The organism is Stenotrophomonas sp. WHRI 8082, from assembly GCF_040223995.2.
Classification (GTDB): Bacteria; Pseudomonadota; Gammaproteobacteria; order Xanthomonadales; family Xanthomonadaceae; genus Stenotrophomonas.
This window is the reverse complement of sequence record NZ_CP167826.1, coordinates 1,353,391-1,371,579: the sequence shown is the minus strand read 5'-3', so window position 1 is coordinate 1,371,579 and position 18,189 is coordinate 1,353,391. Positions and strand designations below refer to the sequence as shown.

Genomic DNA, 18,189 nt, shown 5'->3' with positions numbered 1-18,189 from the left:
TATGAGGAATGTTGCAAAAAGGCGGGGTGTTGCTGACAGTGGCGTGCGTATGGCGACGCGTTGCGGCAATGCGGCCAAGCGTCAGGCGTCCTGCGGAGTGGCGATCCGGCTACGGTGTCGGCGGGTCGGCCACCGGCTGGCCGTGCTGCAGCATCCACAGCATGATGGTCTTCTGCCGCACGTAGTTGGCGCGCACGTAGGCGTAGACCAGCCCGTGCCAGCCATCGCGGAAGCCCCCTCGAAACACAAAACCACGCCAGAAACGCCAAGCGGGTGCGAGCACCAGCTTGGGCAGGGTGGCCCGTTTGCCGCGCGCGAACTCATGCTCGGCCATCATCCGCGCGTACTTTTCTGTTTTCGCCAGTTGCTGCTGCAGGGAGCGATAGGGGTAGTGGATGAGGTCGCCACGCAGGGTGCCGACGCGGCCGTCCACGCTGGCGGCTTCGTGGATCTCGCGCTTGCCGCGCCAGCCGCCATGGCGCCGGTCGAACAGTCGCAACACGCGGTCGGGGTAGGCATTGCCATGCCGCAGGAAGCGGCCGAAGTACTCCGACAGGCGGGCGAAGCGGTAACCGTGGTGCTCCGCGAACCCGCCGTCGCGGGCCTGCTCGATGGCCGCGCGCAAGGCATCGCTGACCCGCTCGTCGGCATCCAGGCACAGCACCCAGTCATGGCGTGCCTGCTCTACGGCGAAGGCCTTCTGGCTGCGGAAACCCTGGAACGGGCGCTGCAGCACGCGGGCCCCGGCCGCCTCGGCAAGGGCCACCGTGTTGTCGGTGGACTGCGAGTCGACCACCACCACCTCATCGCAGAATGCCAGCGAGGCCAGGCAGTCGCCGATGCGCCCCGCCTCGTTGAACGCGATAATGCAGGCCGAAATGCGAGGCCGTTCGTTGTGGGCGGTCGTGGAGGACATATGGCCGGGTACCTGTTGTTTGCGACGGAGCGTTACGCGCTGCCTATTCTCGCCCCGTTGGCCGAGGCCTTGCACGCATCCGGGCATGAGGTTGCCGCCTGGTTCGAAGATGGCGCCGCCGGTAGCCGGCTGCCGGGGGTGGCCAGCGTCGGCCTGCGCGAGGCCTTGGCGATGCGCCCGCAGGCCGTGTTCAGTGCCGCCAACTGGGTGCCGACCTTCCTGTCCGGTGCCAAGGTGCAGCTGTTCCATGGCTTCAACGTGCAGAAGCGGGACAGTGCACGGGGGCACTTCCGGGTGCGCGGCATGTTCGATCTGTACTGCACACAGGGCCCGGCGACCACCGCGCCGTTCCAGGCGATGGCCGCGGAGCAGGGTCATTTCGCCGTGGTGGAAACCGGCTGGCCGAAGCTGGACCCCCTGTTCCGCGACGACGGTGGAGCCAGCGCCGCACTGCGTGCTCCGGCGGCCGGGCGACCGGTGGTGCTGTTCGGCTCCACCTTCACCGAGCGCCTGAGTGCAGCCCCGCATCTGTACCCGCAGATCGCCGCCGACATCGCGGCGGGCCAGCACTACTGGCTGCTGACCCTGCATCCCAAGTGCGCCCCGGAGCTGTTCGCGCAGTACCGCGCGCTGGCCGGCGCGAATGCCTGCTTCGTCGAGCCGGAGCAGGTGATGGCTGCGCAGCGTGCAGCCGACGTGCTGGTGTCTGATACCTCGTCGATCGTTTCGGAGTTCATCGTCCAGCACAAGCCGGTGGTGACCTTCCGCAACCGCGTGCCGCAGCCGCACATGATCGACTTCGATGATGCGGCGCAGTTGCCGGCCATGCTGGAGCAGGCGCTGCACCCCACGGCCGCGCTGCAGGCCGAGATCACGCGGTATGCCGATGCGATCCACCCGTGGCGGGACGGACGATCCAGCGAGCGGGTCATCGCAGCCACTGATGCGTTCGTGTCCGGCGCGTTGGGGACGCTGGCACGCAAGCCGCTGGGCAGCTGGCTGCGCAATCTGCAGATCCGCAAGGACCTGGGCTATTGGGGCCCGAAGGGCTGACGCCCAAGGCAGGGTAGAGCCGACTTCAGTCGGCTGCTCCGCACCCCGCGCGATCCCTGCAGTCCGCCAAGCACGGCTCGGCGCTACGGCGATCATCCCGGTAGCGCCGACCCATGGTCGGCGAGCGCAGCGGCCGGCGCGTTAACCGCTCCCTTACCAACGCAACTGCCGCCGCGCCAGCGCACGGCCCAACTGCTCCAATACGTCGGCGGCCTGCGCCTGCGGCAGGTAGCGCAGGCACAGCGCCACATCACCGCGCGCACCTGCGGTATCCAGCCAGACGCTGCTGGTCCCCAGCAGGCGATCCAACGGCGAGCGTGACAACCGCAGCGCCTGCAACTTGTCCAGTTCCGCCCAGCGCCACCAGCGCCGCCACCAGCCGCCGCGTAGCGCCACGTAGCGATCATCCAGATGCCAGCCGATGCGCGCCATCTGCAAGCGCGCTGTCCACAGCGCAACCGGCAACCAGGCCAACACCAGCAGGCCCATCCCGCCCCAGCGCCATGTCAGGCCCGCCGCCAGCAGCGGGGTCAGCCACAGGCTGGTCACGCACAGCCGCCAGCTGCCGCGCAGCGCCACCGGATGCCAGAGCGCTGGCGGCCACCGCACGGTGGGCAGCAGGTGCTGCACCAGCGCATCGCAGTCAGCCGGTGCGGCCAACGGAGCCAGCTCGCGCAGCCCGCGCTGCTGTTGCTCATCGTTGCCCTGGCTGGCCGCGCTGTCCACGCTGAGCTGGCGCCGCCCGGCCCAGCGCTGCAGCGTGGTCTCGCTCAGCGTCCAGGCTTGTATGCGGCGAAGCGCCACGCTGCTGCGCACCTTGCTCAGCAGGCCGGTACTGACCGTCAGCCGTCGTTGTTGTTCACTCAACTCGAAGCCGTAATAGCGCAGCAGCGCCAACAGTACCGAGAGCACGCGCAGTGCTACCCAGCCGGCGAGAAGCAGCACCGCCGCAATGACCAGCATGCCGGTGATGCCGGGCTGCAGACCGTTGGCATAGCCGAAGGCCTCGCGCCCGCCGTACTCCACGAACGTATCCATGCGGTCGCGCGGTACCACCTGCACCAGCGCGCCGAGCGCGGCGGCCACCATCACCCAGCCACGGTTGGACAGCATGCCCAGCTTGATGACTTCGATGCTGCTCATGCGCAGCAGCACGTGGCGCGTGTCGGTTTCCGGTAACGGCGGGGGCGTGCCCGGATCGCCGTCCGGTGTGGGGTGCGCCATCACCGGCCCGCGATGGCGCACGCGCTGTTCCAGCGCCAGGGCCTCGTCCATCCGCAGCACCCGCATTTCCGCTTCCGGACGATTGCCGCCGGCGGACTCCAGCCGCAGCTCGGCCACGCCGAACAGCCGGTGCAACGGGTTCTGGTGCACGACCACGTTGTGGATGCGCGCGAACGGGATTTCGCGCCGGTTGCGCGCGAACACGCCGCTGCGGATCGTGATGCCATCCTCGCCGATGCGGTAGCGGTAGCTCAGGTACTGCAGCACCGAGGCCAGTACCAGACAGGCGATGACGATCAGCGGGATCAGTTGCGCCCATAACGGATCGCGGTCACCGCGCTGGCCGAACACCAGCAGCGCCGCCAGCGGCAGCAGATACTGCCGGAGCTGCATGATCAGGACGAACAACCAGGACCACGGATGCAGGCGGCGCTCGGCATCGGTGGCCGGAATCGGCGGTGGCACGCTGCTCACAGGGCGTCGGCGTCCTGGTCGAGCTGGCGGGCAAGCGTATCGCGTAGCCGCTCGGCGTCATCCTCGTCCAATCCATCCAGCACCACCGCACTGAAGCGGCTGCCTGCGGTATGCACCACCAGCGTCGCCAGCCGCGCGCGTCGCTGCAGGGGGCCGCGGCGCACGTCGAGGTGCTGCACGCGCGATGTCGGCACGCGGGTGTCGCGCTGCCACCACAGGTCGCGGCGCAGGCCCAGCCCGCTGTCATCCAGCCGCCACCAGGTGCGCCGCACGCGGCGCCAGCTGATGCGCGCGCCGATCAGTGCGCCGACCAGCAGCCACGCTGCAGCGGCGGGCAGGCCGCCAGGCAGGTCCAGCAGCCACCATGCAGCAGCGAAAGGCAGGCCGGGGAAAAGGGCGCCCGCGGGCAGGCCGCCCAGTGCCGCGAGCCGCGCGGCGCGCACCGGCAACAGCTGCCAGCCGTCCGGCGTGGCGTCAGGGGAGGGCGATGAGGTCATGGGGGTGTCAGGCATGTGCAGAAGGTAGCAGGTGGCTTGTGTAGCGCAGAAGCCTGCCCCGGTGGGGTCGATCCGCGAAGGGCCCGCTGCGCTCGCCGAGCGTGGCTCGGCGCTACCGGTGGTACGCCGGTTACTGCGCGGCCTGGATCAGTGCGTCCACGTCCAGCAGGTGCCCGGCACGTTCGGCCTTGGTGCGCAAGTACTGTTCGTTCTCCACGGTGATGTCGCCGGTCACCGGGATGCAGTCGACCACATCCATCCCCGCATTGCGCAGGCGCTGGACCTTGGTCGGGTTGTTGCTCAGCAGGGCGATGCGGGCGATGCCCAGCCCTTTCAGCATCGCCACCGCGCTGCCGTAGCGGCGCTCGTCCGCGCCGAAGCCCAGCTGTGCATCGGCGTCGATGGTGTCCAGCCCATCGTGCTGGTAGCCATACGCGCGCATCTTCGCGGCGATGCCGGTGCCGCGGCCTTCCTGGTCCAGGTACAACAGCACCCCGCCACCGAGCTCTTTCAACTTGCGCAGACCACGGCGCAGCTGGTCGCCGCAATCACACTTCAACGAACCGAACAGATCGCCGGTCAGGCACGAAGAGTGCACCCGCACCGGCACCACCGATGCAAGGTCGGGCTCGCCCACGATGATCGCCACCTGATCGCGCTGGGCCACGCCGCCGCGGAACACCGCGAAGGTGGTCATCCCGACCTCGCGCAGCGGTACCGGTGAGCGTGCCACCAGCTCGTAATCGTGGGCGGCATGGGCGGCGCCTTCGGCCAGGTCGCACAGGGCGACCTGCGCGGCACCGTCGAAACGTGCATCGTCGCCGGCCAAGGGCAGGCCGACCATCGCAGGCAGCAACAGGCCCAAGCGGGCCAGCTCCACAGCGCCGGCATCGAGTGCATCGCCGGGGTTCCACTGCGGTGGCAACGGGCCAGGCTCACGCAGGTAGCCCAGCTGCGGCAGGGCATCGAAGGGGATGCCCGCCAACGGAATGCGGACGCCCTGGGCAGCTTCGATGCCCTCCACCCCCAGCACGCGGGCACGGGTTTCAGTCAGAAACAGGTAATGGCGGTCGTCCGCCAGCCCGGCGAAGGTCTCGAAACTGCGCGCGGTTGCACTGTCCAGCGCAATCACGGCCATGCGCTGGCCGGTGTCATCGGTGATCACGACCGGCCGCCCGGAACGCAGTTCGGCCACCGCACGCTCGCAGCGGATGGCCGCCGGATCACCGAACAGGGAGGAGGCAGCAACAGGCATGGCAGGACCGGGCAGGGGAGACATCGTGGTCAATCACATGGGGTTGAGTGCGACGGAATCAATGCGGATGGGTCGCGGTGGCGTACGGGTCGGCCTCGCCGCTGCCATCCGGACGCAGGGTGAAACGCTTGTAGGTCCACTGGTACTGCGCCGGGTCACGGCGCGCGATGCGCTCGATGCCGGCGTTCAATGCGGTGCCGGCGACCAGTGGATCCGGGTCGGCCAGGGCGGGCGCGGACGCTTCGATGTGCAGGGCGAACTGCATGCCCGGCCCGGTGCGCTCGCACCAGCCGTACAACACGGTCGCGCCGGTGCGCTCGGCCAGCCGGTTGACCAGGGTCATGGTCAGCGCCTGCATGCCGAAGAACGGCACGAACACCCCGTCGCCGGCCTTGGGCTGCTGGTCGGGCAGGATGCCGGTCGCACCGCCGTCCTTGAGCACTTTCAGCAACTGGCGCACTGCGGTGCCTTCGGCGCGCACCTGCTGCACGTTGTCACCGCCACGCACCAGCTGCAGGAACGCGTCGCCGGCGGCATCTTCCGGCGGCTTGTAGACGATCGCGATCTGGCCGCGGGACGCCAGCCACTGGTTCAACAGCTCCCAGTTGCCGAAATGCGGGGCCGCCACGATCACCCCTTTTCCCGAGGCCAGCGCGGCGTCGTACAACGCCTCGCCATGGCGCTCGCGCAGATGGTCGCGCAGGTTGTGGGCCGCCGGGCGGGTCCACAGGCGCAGCGTCTCCAGCGCCTGCAGGGCAGTGGAGCGCAGCACGTCACGTTGCAGGCGCGTGCGCTCGACGCTGTCCAGCGCGGGATAGGCAAGCTCCAGGTTGCGGCGGGTGACCCGGCTTTCGCGGGCATTGAAGGTCATCCACAGCCACGCCAGGCCGTTGGCGAGGGCGCGCAACACGGGCCAGGGCAGGCGGGTCAGCAGGGTGGCGGCACGGTAGGCCAGCCGGGCTTTGCGGTGCGGGTTCATCCCGGCAAGTCTAGCGTGGCCGCTGCTAAGGTGGCCCGTTGCTCCCCTGATCGAGGTCCCCATGCTTGTTCTTATCCAGCGCGTCAGCCAGGCCGCCGTGCACGTCGATGGCCAGCCCATCGGGCAGATCGGTGCCGGGTTGCTGGCCTTGGTGGGCATGGAGCCGGGCGATACCGACGCGCAGTTGCAGCGGATGGCCGATCGGCTGCTGGGTTACCGTGTGTTCGCCGATGACGACGGAAAAATGAACCGCTCGCTGCGCGACACCGGCGGCGGCCTGTTGCTGGTCAGCCAGTTCACCCTGGCTGCCGACACGCGATCAGGCATGCGGCCGAGCTTCACCAGCGCGGCCCCGCCGGCCGAGGCTGAACGCGGGTTCAATCGATTTGTCGAGATCTGTCGTGAAAAGCATGCAACAGGGGTGGAAACGGGGCGCTTTGGTGCCCATATGGTCGTCAGCCTGGTCAACGACGGTCCCGTGACCTTCCTGCTCAGGCCCTGACCCCCCGGGACCACCGCCCGGGCAGGCCGGGCGAGGGGCTGGTATAATGCTACGTTCCCTTTTCCTACTCCAGCCGGTGGCGCGAGCATCCATGGCCAACGAACGTCCTGCCCAATCCGAAATCAAGCAACTGATCAGCAAGGGCCTGGAACAGGGCTACCTGACCTATGCCGAAGTCAACGATCACCTGCCCGACGACATGGTCGATCCGGAGCAGATCGAAGACATCATCGGCATGATCAACGGCATGGGCATTGATGTCCATGAAGTGGCCCCTGATGCGGAAACCCTGCTGCTCAATGACGGCAACACCGGCAATCGCGAGGTGGATGACACCGCCGCTGAAGAAGCCGCTGCCGCACTGACCGCACTCGACACCGAAGGTGGCCGCACCACCGACCCGGTGCGCATGTACATGCGCGAAATGGGTACGGTGGAACTGCTGACCCGCGAAGGCGAAATCGCCATCGCCAAGCGCATCGAAGAAGGCCTCGGCCAGGTACAGGCCGCACTCGGCCTGTTCCCGGTGTCGGTCGAATCGCTGCTGTCCGATTACGAGGCCCACAAGGAAGGCAAGAAGCGCCTGGCCGAAGTGATCGTCGGGTTCAACGACCTGTCCGACGAAGTCCCGGCGCCGGCGGTGGTGGAAGACACCAGCGACGACGATGACGACGCCGATGAGGACGAAGAAGACGACGCCGACGACGCCGAGGAAGAAGCCGGCCCGACCGGTCCGGACCCGGAAGAAGTCGCCGCGCGCATGCAGGCGCTTGCTGATGCTTTCAACGCCTTCAAGAAAGCCGCCGCCAAGGGCGAAGGCAAGCACCTGCTGAAGCTCCGCGAGGAGATGTCGGCGGTGTTCGTCACCCTGAAGCTGCCGCTGCCGCTGACCGACGTGCTGACCCGCCAGCTGCGCGACACCATGGCCGGCATCAAGTCGCATGAGCGTCGCGTGCTGAACCTGGCTACGGTCACTGCCCGCATGCCGCGCAAGGATTTCATCCGCTCGTGGGAAGGCAACCAGACCAACCTGGAGTGGGTGGAAGACGCACTGAAGCGCAAGCAGAAGTGGTCCTCGGCCCTGCGTGACGTGAAGGACCAGATCATCTCCGAGCAGCAGGCTACGATCGATATCGAGAAGAGCACGCTGCTGAGCTTGGATGACCTGAAGGAAATCAGCCGCGCGATGGCCTACGGCGAAGCCCGGGCCCGCAAGGCGAAGAAGGAAATGGTCGAGGCCAACCTGCGCCTGGTCATCTCCATCGCCAAGAAGTACACCAACCGCGGTCTGCAGTTCCTCGATCTGATCCAGGAAGGCAACATCGGCCTGATGAAGGCCGTGGACAAGTTCGAATACCGTCGCGGTTACAAGTTCTCCACGTATGCGACCTGGTGGATCCGCCAGGCCATCACGCGTTCGATCGCCGACCAGGCACGCACCATCCGTATCCCGGTGCACATGATCGAAACGATCAACAAGTTGAACCGCATTTCCCGTCAGATGCTCCAGCAGTACGGCCGCGAGGCAACGCCGGAGGAGCTGGCGAAGGAAATGGACATGCCGGAAGACAAGATCCGCAAGGTGATGAAAATCGCCAAGGAGCCGATCTCGATGGAAACCCCGATCGGCGACGACGAGGATTCGCATCTGGGCGACTTCATCGAGGACACCAACGTGGAGTCCCCGATTGAGAACACCACCAACATCAACTTGTCGGAAACCGTGCGTGACGTGCTGGCTGGCCTCACCCCGAGGGAAGCCAAGGTGCTGCGCATGCGCTTCGGCATCGACATGAACACCGATCACACGCTGGAAGAAGTCGGCAAGCAGTTCGACGTCACCCGCGAGCGCATCCGCCAGATCGAAGCGAAGGCGCTGCGCAAGCTGCGTCATCCGAGCCGGTCCGAGCAGCTGCGCAGCTTCCTCGATATCGACTGATTCCGGTTGGTTCCTCGAGGATCTGAAAAACCCCGCCTCGGCGGGGTTTTTCTTTGTGCGGAATATGGATCTGCCGGCTGCGCCTGGTATGTCTGCGCTTGATGCCCCTGCGCTTGGTAATGCGGACTTCGGTCCGCACCGCCCTCCGGGGCAGCCGACTAAAGTCGGCTCTACCGTCCCGTGCCCGTGCCCGCGCCCGTGCCAGTGCCCCATAGCCGACATTACGTAACATTATTCGTAACCAAATTTCGAAAATGACAGGCGCCGCAATAGGCTGTCCCCACCAAGCCAAAATGTTACGTAACAAATCATGTAACACTGTGCGCATGTCCAAGCCAACCCCTCCCACCATCCAGACCCTCTTGGCCCAGCTGCCGCCCGGTGATCCCATCGCGGCCGGCGCCTTGGCTGAGCGCCTGGGTGTGAACCGGATGGCGTTGAGCCGCTTGGTCGCCAAGGCCGGTGACCAGGTCGTCCGTATCGGCCAGACCCGGCGCACGGCGTACGCGGCACGCCAGGTGACACCCGCTGGCAGCCAGTGGCCGCTTTATCGGCTTCGCGCCGATGCAACGCTTGAAGCGCTGGGAGAACTGCACGCGCTTACAGGCGATACCTTCCATTTCCAAGCCAATGCGGTGCGGCCCAACCTCACCCGCTCGCCTGACGGCGACGTGCCTGCGTTCTTCCCCGGTCTGCCGTGGTACCTCGACGAACTGCGGCCGCAGGGCTTTCTCGGGCGCACGTTCGCACACCGCGCGGCGCGCTCGCTGGGCGTGCCGAACGACCTCAACCGCTGGCAGCTGAGCGATACCTTGCTGGCCTTGGTCAATGCGGGGGGCACCCAATCGGGCGATCTGCTGCTCGGTGGAACGGCCGCGCAACAGGCCCTTCAGGTCCTTGAGTCGCCGCCTGACAGAATGGCGGTGAGTGAGCGCATCCGGGAGTACCCACGCCGCGCACTGGCTGCGCTGGAAGGCGAGGAAGTCGGGTCGTCACCGGGCGGTGAGCAACCCAAGTTCACCGCAACGCTGGAGCAGGACAGCGTGCGTCGCGCCGTGTTGGTGAAATTTGCCCAGCAGGGAGCCGGGGAGGCAGCGGAGCGCTGGGCAGATCTGCTGGTCTGCGAGCATCTGGCGTTGGATACGCTACGTGCGGCGGGGGTGGCTGCATCGGCCACTTCGCTGCTGACCACAGACACGCACACCTTCCTGGAAGTCGAGCGCTTCGACCGCACGCCCAACCTGCTCGGGCGACACGGATTCGTGTCGTTGTCGGCGCTGTCTTCGGCGTTTACGGGTGAGGCATCACAAGAGTGGACGGGTGCTGCCGGCCTGCTGCAGGCCCAAGGCTGGCTGACGGCCGACACCGTGGCGGACATTGGACGCCTGCAGGCATTCGGCCGCCTCATCGGCAACACCGACATGCATCAAGGAAACCTGGGTTTCCATCTGGTCGATAGCGGCACGCTGTTGCTGGCGCCAGCGTACGACATGCTGCCGATGTCGTTGGCGCCCTCGCGTACCGGCATCCTGCGTCCAGCGTCCGGGCTGCAACCGCCCGCGCCCACCAGCAGCCGGGATCTGGTGCACCTGCAGTGGGCGGCACCGCTGGCGCGACAGTTCTGGGAGCGCGTGGCAGCATCCAACTTGATACGCTCATCCACGGTGCGCGACCTGGCGGCGGAAAACGCCCGCCGGGTGGGCGTCTTGGGAAGGCAATTCGGAGGCTGAGCGCGTTCATCCTGTTCAGCAAGTGCCTATTAATTTGCCAAAAATGCGTGCTCCGCGTCACATATTTGGGGGTAATCTGCGCGTGACATCCATATCGGATGCAGTCCACAGGGGGACGTCAATGTTGGCTCGATTCACCGGCGACGAAGGTCGCCGCAACCTGCTGTATGCGCTGTCCGAACAGAAACTCGTTCGGGGTGACAGCGCACTTGCCGAGGCATTGGCCAGCAGTGTGACCTTGTTGGAGGCACAGGTCGGTGCCGCCGTCATCCATCAGGGTGGAGTGGACAATGACGTCTACCTCATCGTTACCGGTTCGTTCGATGTCTTCGTCAACGGCAAGCGCGTAGCGCACCGCAAAGCGGGCGAGCATGTGGGCGAAATGGCCGCCGTGCAGCCGACGCAGATCCGCTCGGCCACCGTGGTCGCGGCCGAACCCAGTGTGGTCGCACGTCTCAGTGCGGCCCGCCTGGACGACCTGGCGCAGCAGTTCCCGCTGATCCATCGTCATGTCGCGCAGGAGCTCGCGCGCCGCCTGTTCCAACGCAACGATTACGTTGGCAGCGCGCGCGAACGCACGAAGGTGCTTGTGCTTGCCTCGGCGCAGTCGGCCGATGCCGCACAGGTACTGCAGGAAACATTGGCCAGTGAAGGCTTCACCGTGCGCCTGTGGCAGGACGGCCTGGCGCGCAGTGGTGGGCTGGCGGTGCAGCGGCTGCAGGAAACCGCCGCCGGCGTGGACTTCGCGGTCGTGCTTGCGGGAACCGAAGATGCGCGCACCTCTGATGATGCGGCATGGCCCGCATCGCGCGATGAGGTGCTGCTGGAAGTGGGTGTGCTGCTGGGTGTGCTCGGCGGTGACCGAGTGGTGCTGCTGGAAAGCCACGGCGGCACGGCTGAGCTGGCGGGGGTGGTCAACCTGCGGTGGCAGCCGGATGCCAGCCGGGATCTGGGGACGGTGCTGACGCCAGCGTGCACGCGTTTGCGGCGTTACTTCGAGTCGCAGGGGCCGTACGCGGTCGCGTGATCGGGGTCTACTGTGCGCCGGTCTCTCAGGGGCCGGCGCGCCGTGGCAGCATCGCCTGCAGGGCAATGGCCGCGACTGAGGCAACAGACACCCCGTCAAAGGTGAGTGCTCCCAGTGACAGCGAGAAATGGCCAGCGCCCAGCATCAGCGGAACGAGCACGATGACTTGATTGCGTGGCTGGCGTAGATCGACGGCGTGGTCGTGCAGCATGCGAATACCGGCAATCGCAATCATCCCGAACATCACCAGTACGACGCCGCCGAGCACGGGCGCAGGTATCAGGCGCAGCACGGCCCCCAATTTGGGCGACAGACCGAGTACGACGGCGAGAATGCCCGCCACCACCAGTACCGCCGTGGAGTAGACACGGGTTGTCGCCATCAGTCCGACATTTTCGGCGTAGGACGTCATCGGCGGGCCACCACTGCTCCCGCTGAGCATGGTGCCCACACCGTCCGCCACGAGCGCATTTCCCATCTGCCCCTGAAGGTCGCGCCCGGTCATGTCGCCGACCGTTTTTACGTGGGCCAATGTCTCCACCGCGAGCACCAGCACCAATGGCAGCAGCGTCATGGACGTCGCCACGTCCAGGCGTGGAGCTTGGAACGCGGGTAAGCCGAACCACGCTGCCTGAGTCAACGGCTGCAGGGAGATCGGCGCTGCCAGCGACAGCGCGCTGCCGGAAAGGGCATGGACGAGCGTGCCGATGAGCAGAGCCGCAAGCAGCGCGATGCGCCGTACGAATTGATGACGCGATGTCAGCAGTACGGCGAGCAGGGCCGCCGTAGCAAGCAGGATCCCCGTGCCGAAGGGCGTGCCATCGTGCATGGTCGCCGGGATCGACGCCAAGCTGGTACCGACCAGCAGCAGTATGGTGCCGGTCACCACCGGTGGAAGCAGCGCCATGATCCAACGGGTGCCGAAACGGCGGACGGTGATGCCCAAGAGAAACGTGGCCGCGCCGCAGAAGAGGATGCCGCCCAGTACGGCTCCCAGGTGGGCGTTGCCACCCTGGCCGTCGTAGTCGGTAAGTGCGATCACCGCACCGACAAAGACGCCGCTTGTGCCCATGAAGCTTGGCACCCGGCCGGCCGTGACCACGTAGAACAGCAGCGTGGAAATCCCACACATCAGCAGAGAAAGGCTGGGATCGAACCCCATGAGCAGGGCGGCCACCATGGCACCCAGCATGACGGTGAAGTACTGCGTGCCCAGAATGAGGGTGTGGGGCCACGAGAGCCGCTGATCTATGTCAGCGATGGAGGATCCAGCAGGCAACCGTGTCCATCGGAACAGGGGCATGAACGAGGCCTGGAAGGTGGGCCTCCATGCTGGGTGACCCACGCGGGCGTGCGCTAGAGGAGCTGGCGACACACGTGGCGACGCATGGGTATCTGGAGCCCGACAGGGGCCTTGCATTACACTGACGCTCGTCAAGCGGGCCTATAGCTCAACGGTTAGAGCAGAGGACTCATAATCCTTTGGTTCCAGGTTCGAATCCTGGTGGGCCCACCACATTGACGTTTACAGGCGTCCAGCGAAGTCCACTTGCATCGTCCTACGGCAACCGGTCGGGGCTCCGGTACGACCTGACTCGCCCCGTCCGATATGGCGCTCCAACAAGGCGGTAGTCTGATGCCAGACAAGCTCTGCTTGACACGCGACGAGATCAAAGCGCTGGCGCGCAGCCCGCGGAGGGATGGCCAGCTGCGTTTCTTCCGGCAGAACGGCATCCGGCACTACATAGACGGCAAAGGTTGGCCCGTGGTGTTGCTTATAGCTGTTGCATTCGCCCTAGCTGGCTGTGAAGGCGAGCGAGGCGTCCCCGACGATAATGAGATCATGAGTCCAAGCGATGCGCACATGATTCCGGAGAAGGAGCGTGCATTGGTGGAGGCGGCCGCGAAGAAGGGCGATCTCGAATCCGTGAGGCGATTGATCGCGCACTATGAGGCGCTCTCGGGGAGCGACGAACTTGCCGAGAAGTGGAAGGCAACCGCTCGTGAGCTTGGTGATTCGAACGAGCTGTACTTCTACGCATCAAGTACTGTCTTGGCGGCAAGGCGGGAGAGCGATGCAGCGAAGCGACATGCAATGCTGCTTGATGCCTTGGAGGCGGCCAGGCGATCCGACGCAAGTAAAGCCAATGCAGCTGCACAGCAGCTCATTCGTCAGGTAAGGCGGCAAATGGAGGTCGAGCCGTAGATCCGCAATTGTCCGGCCGCGGCATGCAGAGTCTGCTGGTCAAAGGAACGATCGCGAGGCCTGACACAGAGAAGTCAGCTGTGATGGAAGCACAGGTGGAGCGCGGTGTTGGGGCTGTCCAGGGTCGAAGCGTCGGCGATGCCACGCGTTCCAGCGCAGCTTTCTGTCGCTAGCTTTGCCGCGATGGGTATGAAGGTTACCCCGGCGGGCATGCCTCGGCTCGGGTGCGCTTTGCCAATGAGCATGGACAGGACGTGCCATGGTGGTCGCTGGGCACTCCTCGCGTCCCTGACTTCGATGTAGGCTGTCATGCGGTTCTTGGCGCGCCGCGACCTCATCACCACGTCTTGGCAGACCGGAACACTATGACCACCAGAGTTATCCGAGTCCTGGGCATCGCCGCATTGCTGCTTTTGACCGGCTGCGCCTGGACCAGCAAGGAACCAGTGCTCTCCTCCGACACCTTGAAGGTCGTCGCGGTCACCGAGAGCAGATTGGACATCAACATCAGTGAGTACCGGCACTACACGACGTACGTGCTGTACCTCGATGGCGAAAAGCTGTCCGACAAGGCGTTCGCCTCGCTGCTGCAGGACCCGCAAGCCGCCAACGATACGTTCGTGCACAGCGATGTAGTCGTGCTCGCCGATGATGCGATATTGCTGGCCTCGCACAATCGCGATTCGACGCGCTGCTGGACGTCGCGACTGCTCGCGGGGAAGGGCAAGGCCAGGGTCGAGAGGATCAAGACAAGCTCGACGGACTGCTCCCCTAGTGAGACAGCGCCCGGCTGGCAGACACTCTATGACGAGGCAAGCAATGTGCTGCTGGTGCGCGAGCGGCCCTTCCATGTCTATCCGATAACGGGGTACTGGTGGGTGCTTTGGATAGAGGGCGACGTCGTCGCGCTCTACAACGACGACTCGGATCGAGAGCGGCTGATCGTCAGACTCGTGCGGGTATCCACCGATGAGCTGCTTGCCGAGCAACTGCTGCCCATGCAGACGTACGCCGAGGCCGACCTGCTTCATGCATCGCCCGACGTGCGGCGGAAGTGGCTGTTGGACAACTTCGCCGTCTCGATGAAGACCCCGGCGTCGCTCCAGCTACGCCCTGACAACCAGCTAGAGGTCCTGCCGCCTGGCCGCTGGGCGGAATACCAGGAAATTGCACGGCAGAACAGCGAAGCGGATGCCCGTGCACGCGCCGCCGGTGAGGCAAAGCTCGAGGCCTTGTACAGGGAAGTGCGGGAAGAAGAAGCCGCGCAGCAACCACCTGTGGAGTGAGTCCGGCAGGAAAAGGGGGACGGCAGCCGACTGAAGTCGGCTCTACCCTGACGCTGGATTCCGCGCCAACGCGTCGCCCACGCGAGTGGGCCTTCTGCAGAGGTCGCCGGCGCAGTTCGGGCATCGCTGCTTCAGCGTGGTGTCCACGCAACGGGTGCAGAACGTGCATTCGAACGAGCAGATCCAGGCATCTGTCGAGGTTGCAGGAAGATCAACATCGCAGCATTCGCAATGGGGGCGCATCTGCAGCATGAGGCGGCACTCCACATGGGGAAGGGGAGGCTCAGGCGAAATGCCAGAGCGTGGCAACGACGGTGCCCAGGATGCCCAGCACGATCAGAATGCCCATCAACAGCCAGCAAGCATGCAACAGGAACTGACCTGCGCGACCGATCACGTAGGTGCCTGCTGCTACGCCCAGTAGAGACAGGCTGAAGCGGATGGGTTTGGACCAGGCCGCGCCCGGCTCCACGGCGTAGTTGACCAGGGCCACGGCGAGCACGGAGATGAAGAATCCGATGACGGCCCAGAAAACGGAAAACTCGAACATCCCGGGCGCTGGTGGCACGTCGGCCAACATGGCTTCTTCGGAATCATAGTAGGCGACCGTGCCATCGCCCCGTTGCTTTGAATACCCTCTTGCCATCGCGGCGTCGCTCCTTGCATGCCCTGTTCCGATGCATGACGTTACCCAACGGCGAGCCGATTTTCCAGCGGTCCGGCTCGCAATTTCATGTTGGCTTCTCGCAGTGCTTACGGCATACGCTGCAGATTGGGCGGCTCGCGCTGCCGCCTCACTCCACATGCGGCGGGCGCCCTGACAGACGCACAAGGACCTTACGTTGCTCCAGACCCTGCTCCACTACGCACCCCTGATCACCGCCGTGATGGCAGGCGTCACGGCCCTTATCTGGATCGTCTACCTCAACGTCTTCCTGTCCAGCTACCGGCGGCAGCGGCGACCGTCGATCCTGATTACCTCCGGGGCAGGGCGGGGCATGAATGCGCACTGTTTCGTCACCAACCTTGGTCTGGAGCCGGTATTCCTGCTGGACATCATGTTCGACCTCACCCAGCCCGATGGCACCCGCATCCGCGCGATCATTCCCGAGCGTAACGAGCAGTGGGCCAGTGGTGACGAACCCGATTCGGGCGATGCGCGGCGGGCGACCAACGTGGGGCCGCTGAGCAGTGGTGAGGAGATCGATATCGGGCGATTCTCCACGATGATCAACCGGGCCTGCGCGGAGAATCCGGATATCACTGCGGACATGCCGCTGGCCTCACTGGAAATCACGGTGGTGGTGATTACCGCTGCGCGGGCGGAGCTCTGCGCGGCGTCACGCGGTTACCGCGTGGAGGAAACTGCCGGGAACGGAGTCCGTCTGCGCCCGACCACCATCAAGGCGCGGCAGTTGCAGGGTTTCTTCGCGCGCCGCCGGCTGACGCGCCATCTGGTGCAGCAGCTCAGCCAGGAAAGCTGAGCGCCGAAACGCATCAGGCCACCCGAAGGTGGCCTGATGCGATGCAGGTCTGCGATCTCAGAAGAAGATCGCGTACAGGATCAAGAGCGGAATCGGCACGCCCAGGAACCACAGCAGCAAGGTCTTCATGAAAGCTCTCCTTGGTGAGAAATGAAGTTAGAGGTCACGGCGACGGCCGCCCCACGTGGCGCTGAGGCTGGCGAAGAACGCGCCGATCAGCAGGGTGATGAACAGCCACAGTGCGGCATAGGCAGATGCCTTGCGGGCGTCATCGGCCGCCTTCATGGCGGTGGTCTTGGCTTCTTCCAGCGCTGCACGCATGCGGGTCTGCACGTCGGTGACGCGCGCCTGTGCTTCAGCCTGGCTCATGCCGGTCTCGCGGGCAATCAGCTGGGCCAGATACTGCGTGTCGGCCGGATTCAGGCCTTCCGAACGCAGGCTGGACACGATGATGCGGTTCACTTCGCTGCGGACTTCGCGGCGATCTGCACCACGCTCGTTGCCCGGCATCGGACGCGGCGGCGGCGGGACGTTACCCGGCGCAGCAGGGGCCCCAGCGGTCGGCGACGGCATGGCACCCGGTGCCAATGGTGCCGGCGGCGGCGGCGCTGCCGGATCGGTCGATGCGTTGCGGAACAGAGAGTCGACCCAATAATCCAGATCACCTTCCTGGGTGCCCATCGCGGCCGAGCCTGCACCTGCGGCGGCAACGCCGACGGTGGACGCTGCAGCGCCTGCAGTCGCACCGGCGACCTTCGCACCGGCACCGAGGATGCCGCCGATGGCGGAGGTCAGCAGCGCAGCGGTCAGCAGGGTGGCAACGGCCCACGACACGAAGCCGTGTGCGGTATCGCGGAAGTAGGTCTCGTCACCGTGCAGGCCCGCCCACTTGGTGCGCAGACGGCCGGCCAGATAGCCACCGAGTGCCGATGCCGCGATGGCGGTGAAGGTCAGCCACGCGACGCTGGTCCAGCCGAACGTTTCCTTCGACACGCCATCGAATGACCACGGGGAAACCGACGACAGACCGAGGCCGACGCCAAGGATCAGCAGGATCAGCGAGAGCGCGGCAGCACCGATAGCGCCGGCCAGGATGGCGCCCCAGGAGACGGCGCTTTCGTGCGTAGGGGCGACGATCGCCGGTGTGCTGACAACCGTTGCCACATCGGCACCGAGGGGTCTGCGATCTTCGTAATCGCTGCGGGTATTCATGGGATGACGCTCCGTATCTGTGCGCTGCCGATGCAGCGTGCGCCATGAGGCTGCGCGTTTGGTTGTGAAAGTTTTCGAAGGGCCGTTTCACGCTGGTTTCATGGAGTTAGCCGAGCGGTGCCGCCGCGCTTGGGACACTGGGTGGGTCAAGGGAACAACTTGTCTCCCGTCAATCAGGTGTATCCATAGTCGGCACTTACAAATTTCCTTCAGTTATTGGCGCGAGCGCGGGAGAAGCATGCGAGCCTCTTAGTCCTCTGTGGTCCCTGACCAGTAACTTGCAGGTGCGCTCTTTCCAATGTGCGCGTAGCATTCAGCTGCGCATGGAGCGCCTTTCAAATCAGGGGGAAAGATGAAGATCAAAATGACTGTGACGAGTTTTCTCGTCGCAACTACTGCGTGTGG

General features: G+C 65.4%; 17 protein-coding genes and 1 tRNA gene. 9 read left to right on the top strand and 9 right to left on the bottom strand.

The features are described 5' to 3' along the window. Nucleotides 1-109: 109 nt before the first annotated feature. The gene (locus tag ABRP17_RS06150) at nt 110-916 is read right to left on the bottom strand and encodes a glycosyltransferase family 2 protein (protein WP_188325125.1); all 807 of its coding nucleotides are present in this window, start codon (nt 914-916) and stop codon (nt 110-112) included. Here ABRP17_RS06150 and ABRP17_RS06145 point away from each other — a divergent pair, their 5' ends adjacent. Then, a complete protein-coding gene (locus ABRP17_RS06145; protein ID WP_349985906.1) occupies nt 917-1,969 on the top strand; it encodes a CDP-glycerol glycerophosphotransferase family protein in 1,053 nt (350 codons plus the stop codon). It begins immediately after the preceding gene. Nucleotides 1,970-2,122: 153 nt separating this feature from the next. Here the strand turns inward: ABRP17_RS06145 and ABRP17_RS06140 are convergent, their stop codons facing one another. From ABRP17_RS06140 to ABRP17_RS06125, 4 genes are all read right to left on the bottom strand, one after another. Next, nucleotides 2,123-3,667, bottom strand: a complete 1,545-nt coding sequence (locus ABRP17_RS06140) for a PH domain-containing protein (protein ID WP_349985904.1) — start codon at nt 3,665-3,667, stop codon at nt 2,123-2,125. After that, nucleotides 3,664-4,179: a PH domain-containing protein gene (locus ABRP17_RS06135; RefSeq protein WP_188325123.1), complete on the bottom strand. Its 516-nt coding sequence runs from the start codon at nt 4,177-4,179 to the stop codon at nt 3,664-3,666. The genes ABRP17_RS06140 and ABRP17_RS06135 overlap by 4 nt, the downstream gene beginning before the upstream one ends. Nucleotides 4,180-4,294: 115 nt before the next feature. Beyond that, nucleotides 4,295-5,443 carry a GTP cyclohydrolase II RibA gene (gene ribA / locus ABRP17_RS06130; RefSeq protein WP_349985902.1) on the bottom strand — a complete coding sequence of 383 codons (1,149 nt, stop codon included), beginning with the start codon at nt 5,441-5,443 and terminating at the stop codon, nt 4,295-4,297. Nucleotides 5,444-5,477: 34 nt separating this feature from the next. After that, nucleotides 5,478-6,398 carry a lauroyl acyltransferase gene (locus ABRP17_RS06125; protein ID WP_349985900.1) on the bottom strand — a complete coding sequence of 307 codons (921 nt, stop codon included), beginning with the start codon at nt 6,396-6,398 and terminating at the stop codon, nt 5,478-5,480. A 61-nt stretch (nt 6,399-6,459) separates the two neighbouring features. Here ABRP17_RS06125 and dtd point away from each other — a divergent pair, with 61 nt between their 5' ends. The 4 genes from dtd to ABRP17_RS06105 all read left to right on the top strand — a co-directional run bounded on the left by dtd (nt 6,460) and on the right by ABRP17_RS06105 (nt 11,596). After that, nucleotides 6,460-6,900 carry a D-aminoacyl-tRNA deacylase gene (gene dtd, locus ABRP17_RS06120; protein WP_192080767.1) on the top strand — a complete coding sequence of 147 codons (441 nt, stop codon included), beginning with the start codon at nt 6,460-6,462 and terminating at the stop codon, nt 6,898-6,900. 91 nt (nt 6,901-6,991) lie between these two features. Continuing rightward, the gene (rpoD, locus tag ABRP17_RS06115) at nt 6,992-8,839 is read left to right on the top strand and encodes an RNA polymerase sigma factor RpoD (RefSeq protein ID WP_188325119.1); all 1,848 of its coding nucleotides are present in this window, start codon (nt 6,992-6,994) and stop codon (nt 8,837-8,839) included. A gap of 326 nt (nt 8,840-9,165) precedes the next feature. After that, nucleotides 9,166-10,569 carry a type II toxin-antitoxin system HipA family toxin YjjJ gene (gene yjjJ / locus ABRP17_RS06110; protein ID WP_349985897.1) on the top strand — a complete coding sequence of 468 codons (1,404 nt, stop codon included), beginning with the start codon at nt 9,166-9,168 and terminating at the stop codon, nt 10,567-10,569. Between the two features lie 121 nt (nt 10,570-10,690). After that, nucleotides 10,691-11,596, top strand: a complete 906-nt coding sequence (locus tag ABRP17_RS06105) for a TIR domain-containing protein (protein WP_349985895.1) — start codon at nt 10,691-10,693, stop codon at nt 11,594-11,596. A gap of 25 nt (nt 11,597-11,621) precedes the next feature. Here the strand turns inward: ABRP17_RS06105 and ABRP17_RS06100 are convergent, their stop codons facing one another. After that, nucleotides 11,622-12,899: a solute carrier family 23 protein gene (locus ABRP17_RS06100; protein WP_349985893.1), complete on the bottom strand. Its 1,278-nt coding sequence runs from the start codon at nt 12,897-12,899 to the stop codon at nt 11,622-11,624. A gap of 137 nt (nt 12,900-13,036) precedes the next feature. Here ABRP17_RS06100 and ABRP17_RS06095 point away from each other — a divergent pair. The 3 genes from ABRP17_RS06095 (at nt 13,037) to ABRP17_RS06085 (ending at nt 15,088) form a co-directional block, all read left to right on the top strand. Next, a tRNA-Ile gene (locus tag ABRP17_RS06095) sits at nt 13,037-13,112 on the top strand. A gap of 120 nt (nt 13,113-13,232) precedes the next feature. Continuing rightward, nucleotides 13,233-13,802 carry a DUF4224 domain-containing protein gene (locus tag ABRP17_RS06090; protein WP_349985891.1) on the top strand — a complete coding sequence of 190 codons (570 nt, stop codon included), beginning with the start codon at nt 13,233-13,235 and terminating at the stop codon, nt 13,800-13,802. A 365-nt stretch (nt 13,803-14,167) separates the two neighbouring features. Further along, complete coding sequence (locus tag ABRP17_RS06085; protein ID WP_349985889.1) at nt 14,168-15,088, top strand: hypothetical protein; 921 nt, start codon at nt 14,168-14,170, stop codon at nt 15,086-15,088. A gap of 42 nt (nt 15,089-15,130) precedes the next feature. Here ABRP17_RS06085 and ABRP17_RS06080 read toward each other — a convergent pair whose 3' ends face one another. Both ABRP17_RS06080 and ABRP17_RS06075 read right to left on the bottom strand, forming a co-directional pair. Further along, a complete protein-coding gene (locus ABRP17_RS06080) occupies nt 15,131-15,331 on the bottom strand; it encodes a DUF1272 domain-containing protein (protein ID WP_349985941.1) in 201 nt (66 codons plus the stop codon). 40 nt (nt 15,332-15,371) lie between these two features. After that, a complete protein-coding gene (locus ABRP17_RS06075) occupies nt 15,372-15,638 on the bottom strand; it encodes a hypothetical protein (RefSeq protein WP_372486919.1) in 267 nt (88 codons plus the stop codon). Nucleotides 15,639-15,930: 292 nt separating this feature from the next. Here ABRP17_RS06075 and ABRP17_RS06070 point away from each other — a divergent pair, with 292 nt between their 5' ends. Then, complete coding sequence (locus tag ABRP17_RS06070) at nt 15,931-16,572, top strand: hypothetical protein (RefSeq protein ID WP_188325101.1); 642 nt, start codon at nt 15,931-15,933, stop codon at nt 16,570-16,572. A gap of 156 nt (nt 16,573-16,728) precedes the next feature. Here the strand turns inward: ABRP17_RS06070 and ABRP17_RS06065 are convergent, their stop codons facing one another. Continuing rightward, on the bottom strand, nt 16,729-17,784 hold the full coding sequence (locus tag ABRP17_RS06065) for a hypothetical protein (RefSeq protein ID WP_349985885.1): 1,056 nt from the start codon (nt 17,782-17,784) through the stop codon (nt 16,729-16,731). Nucleotides 17,785-18,189 lie beyond the last annotated feature (405 nt).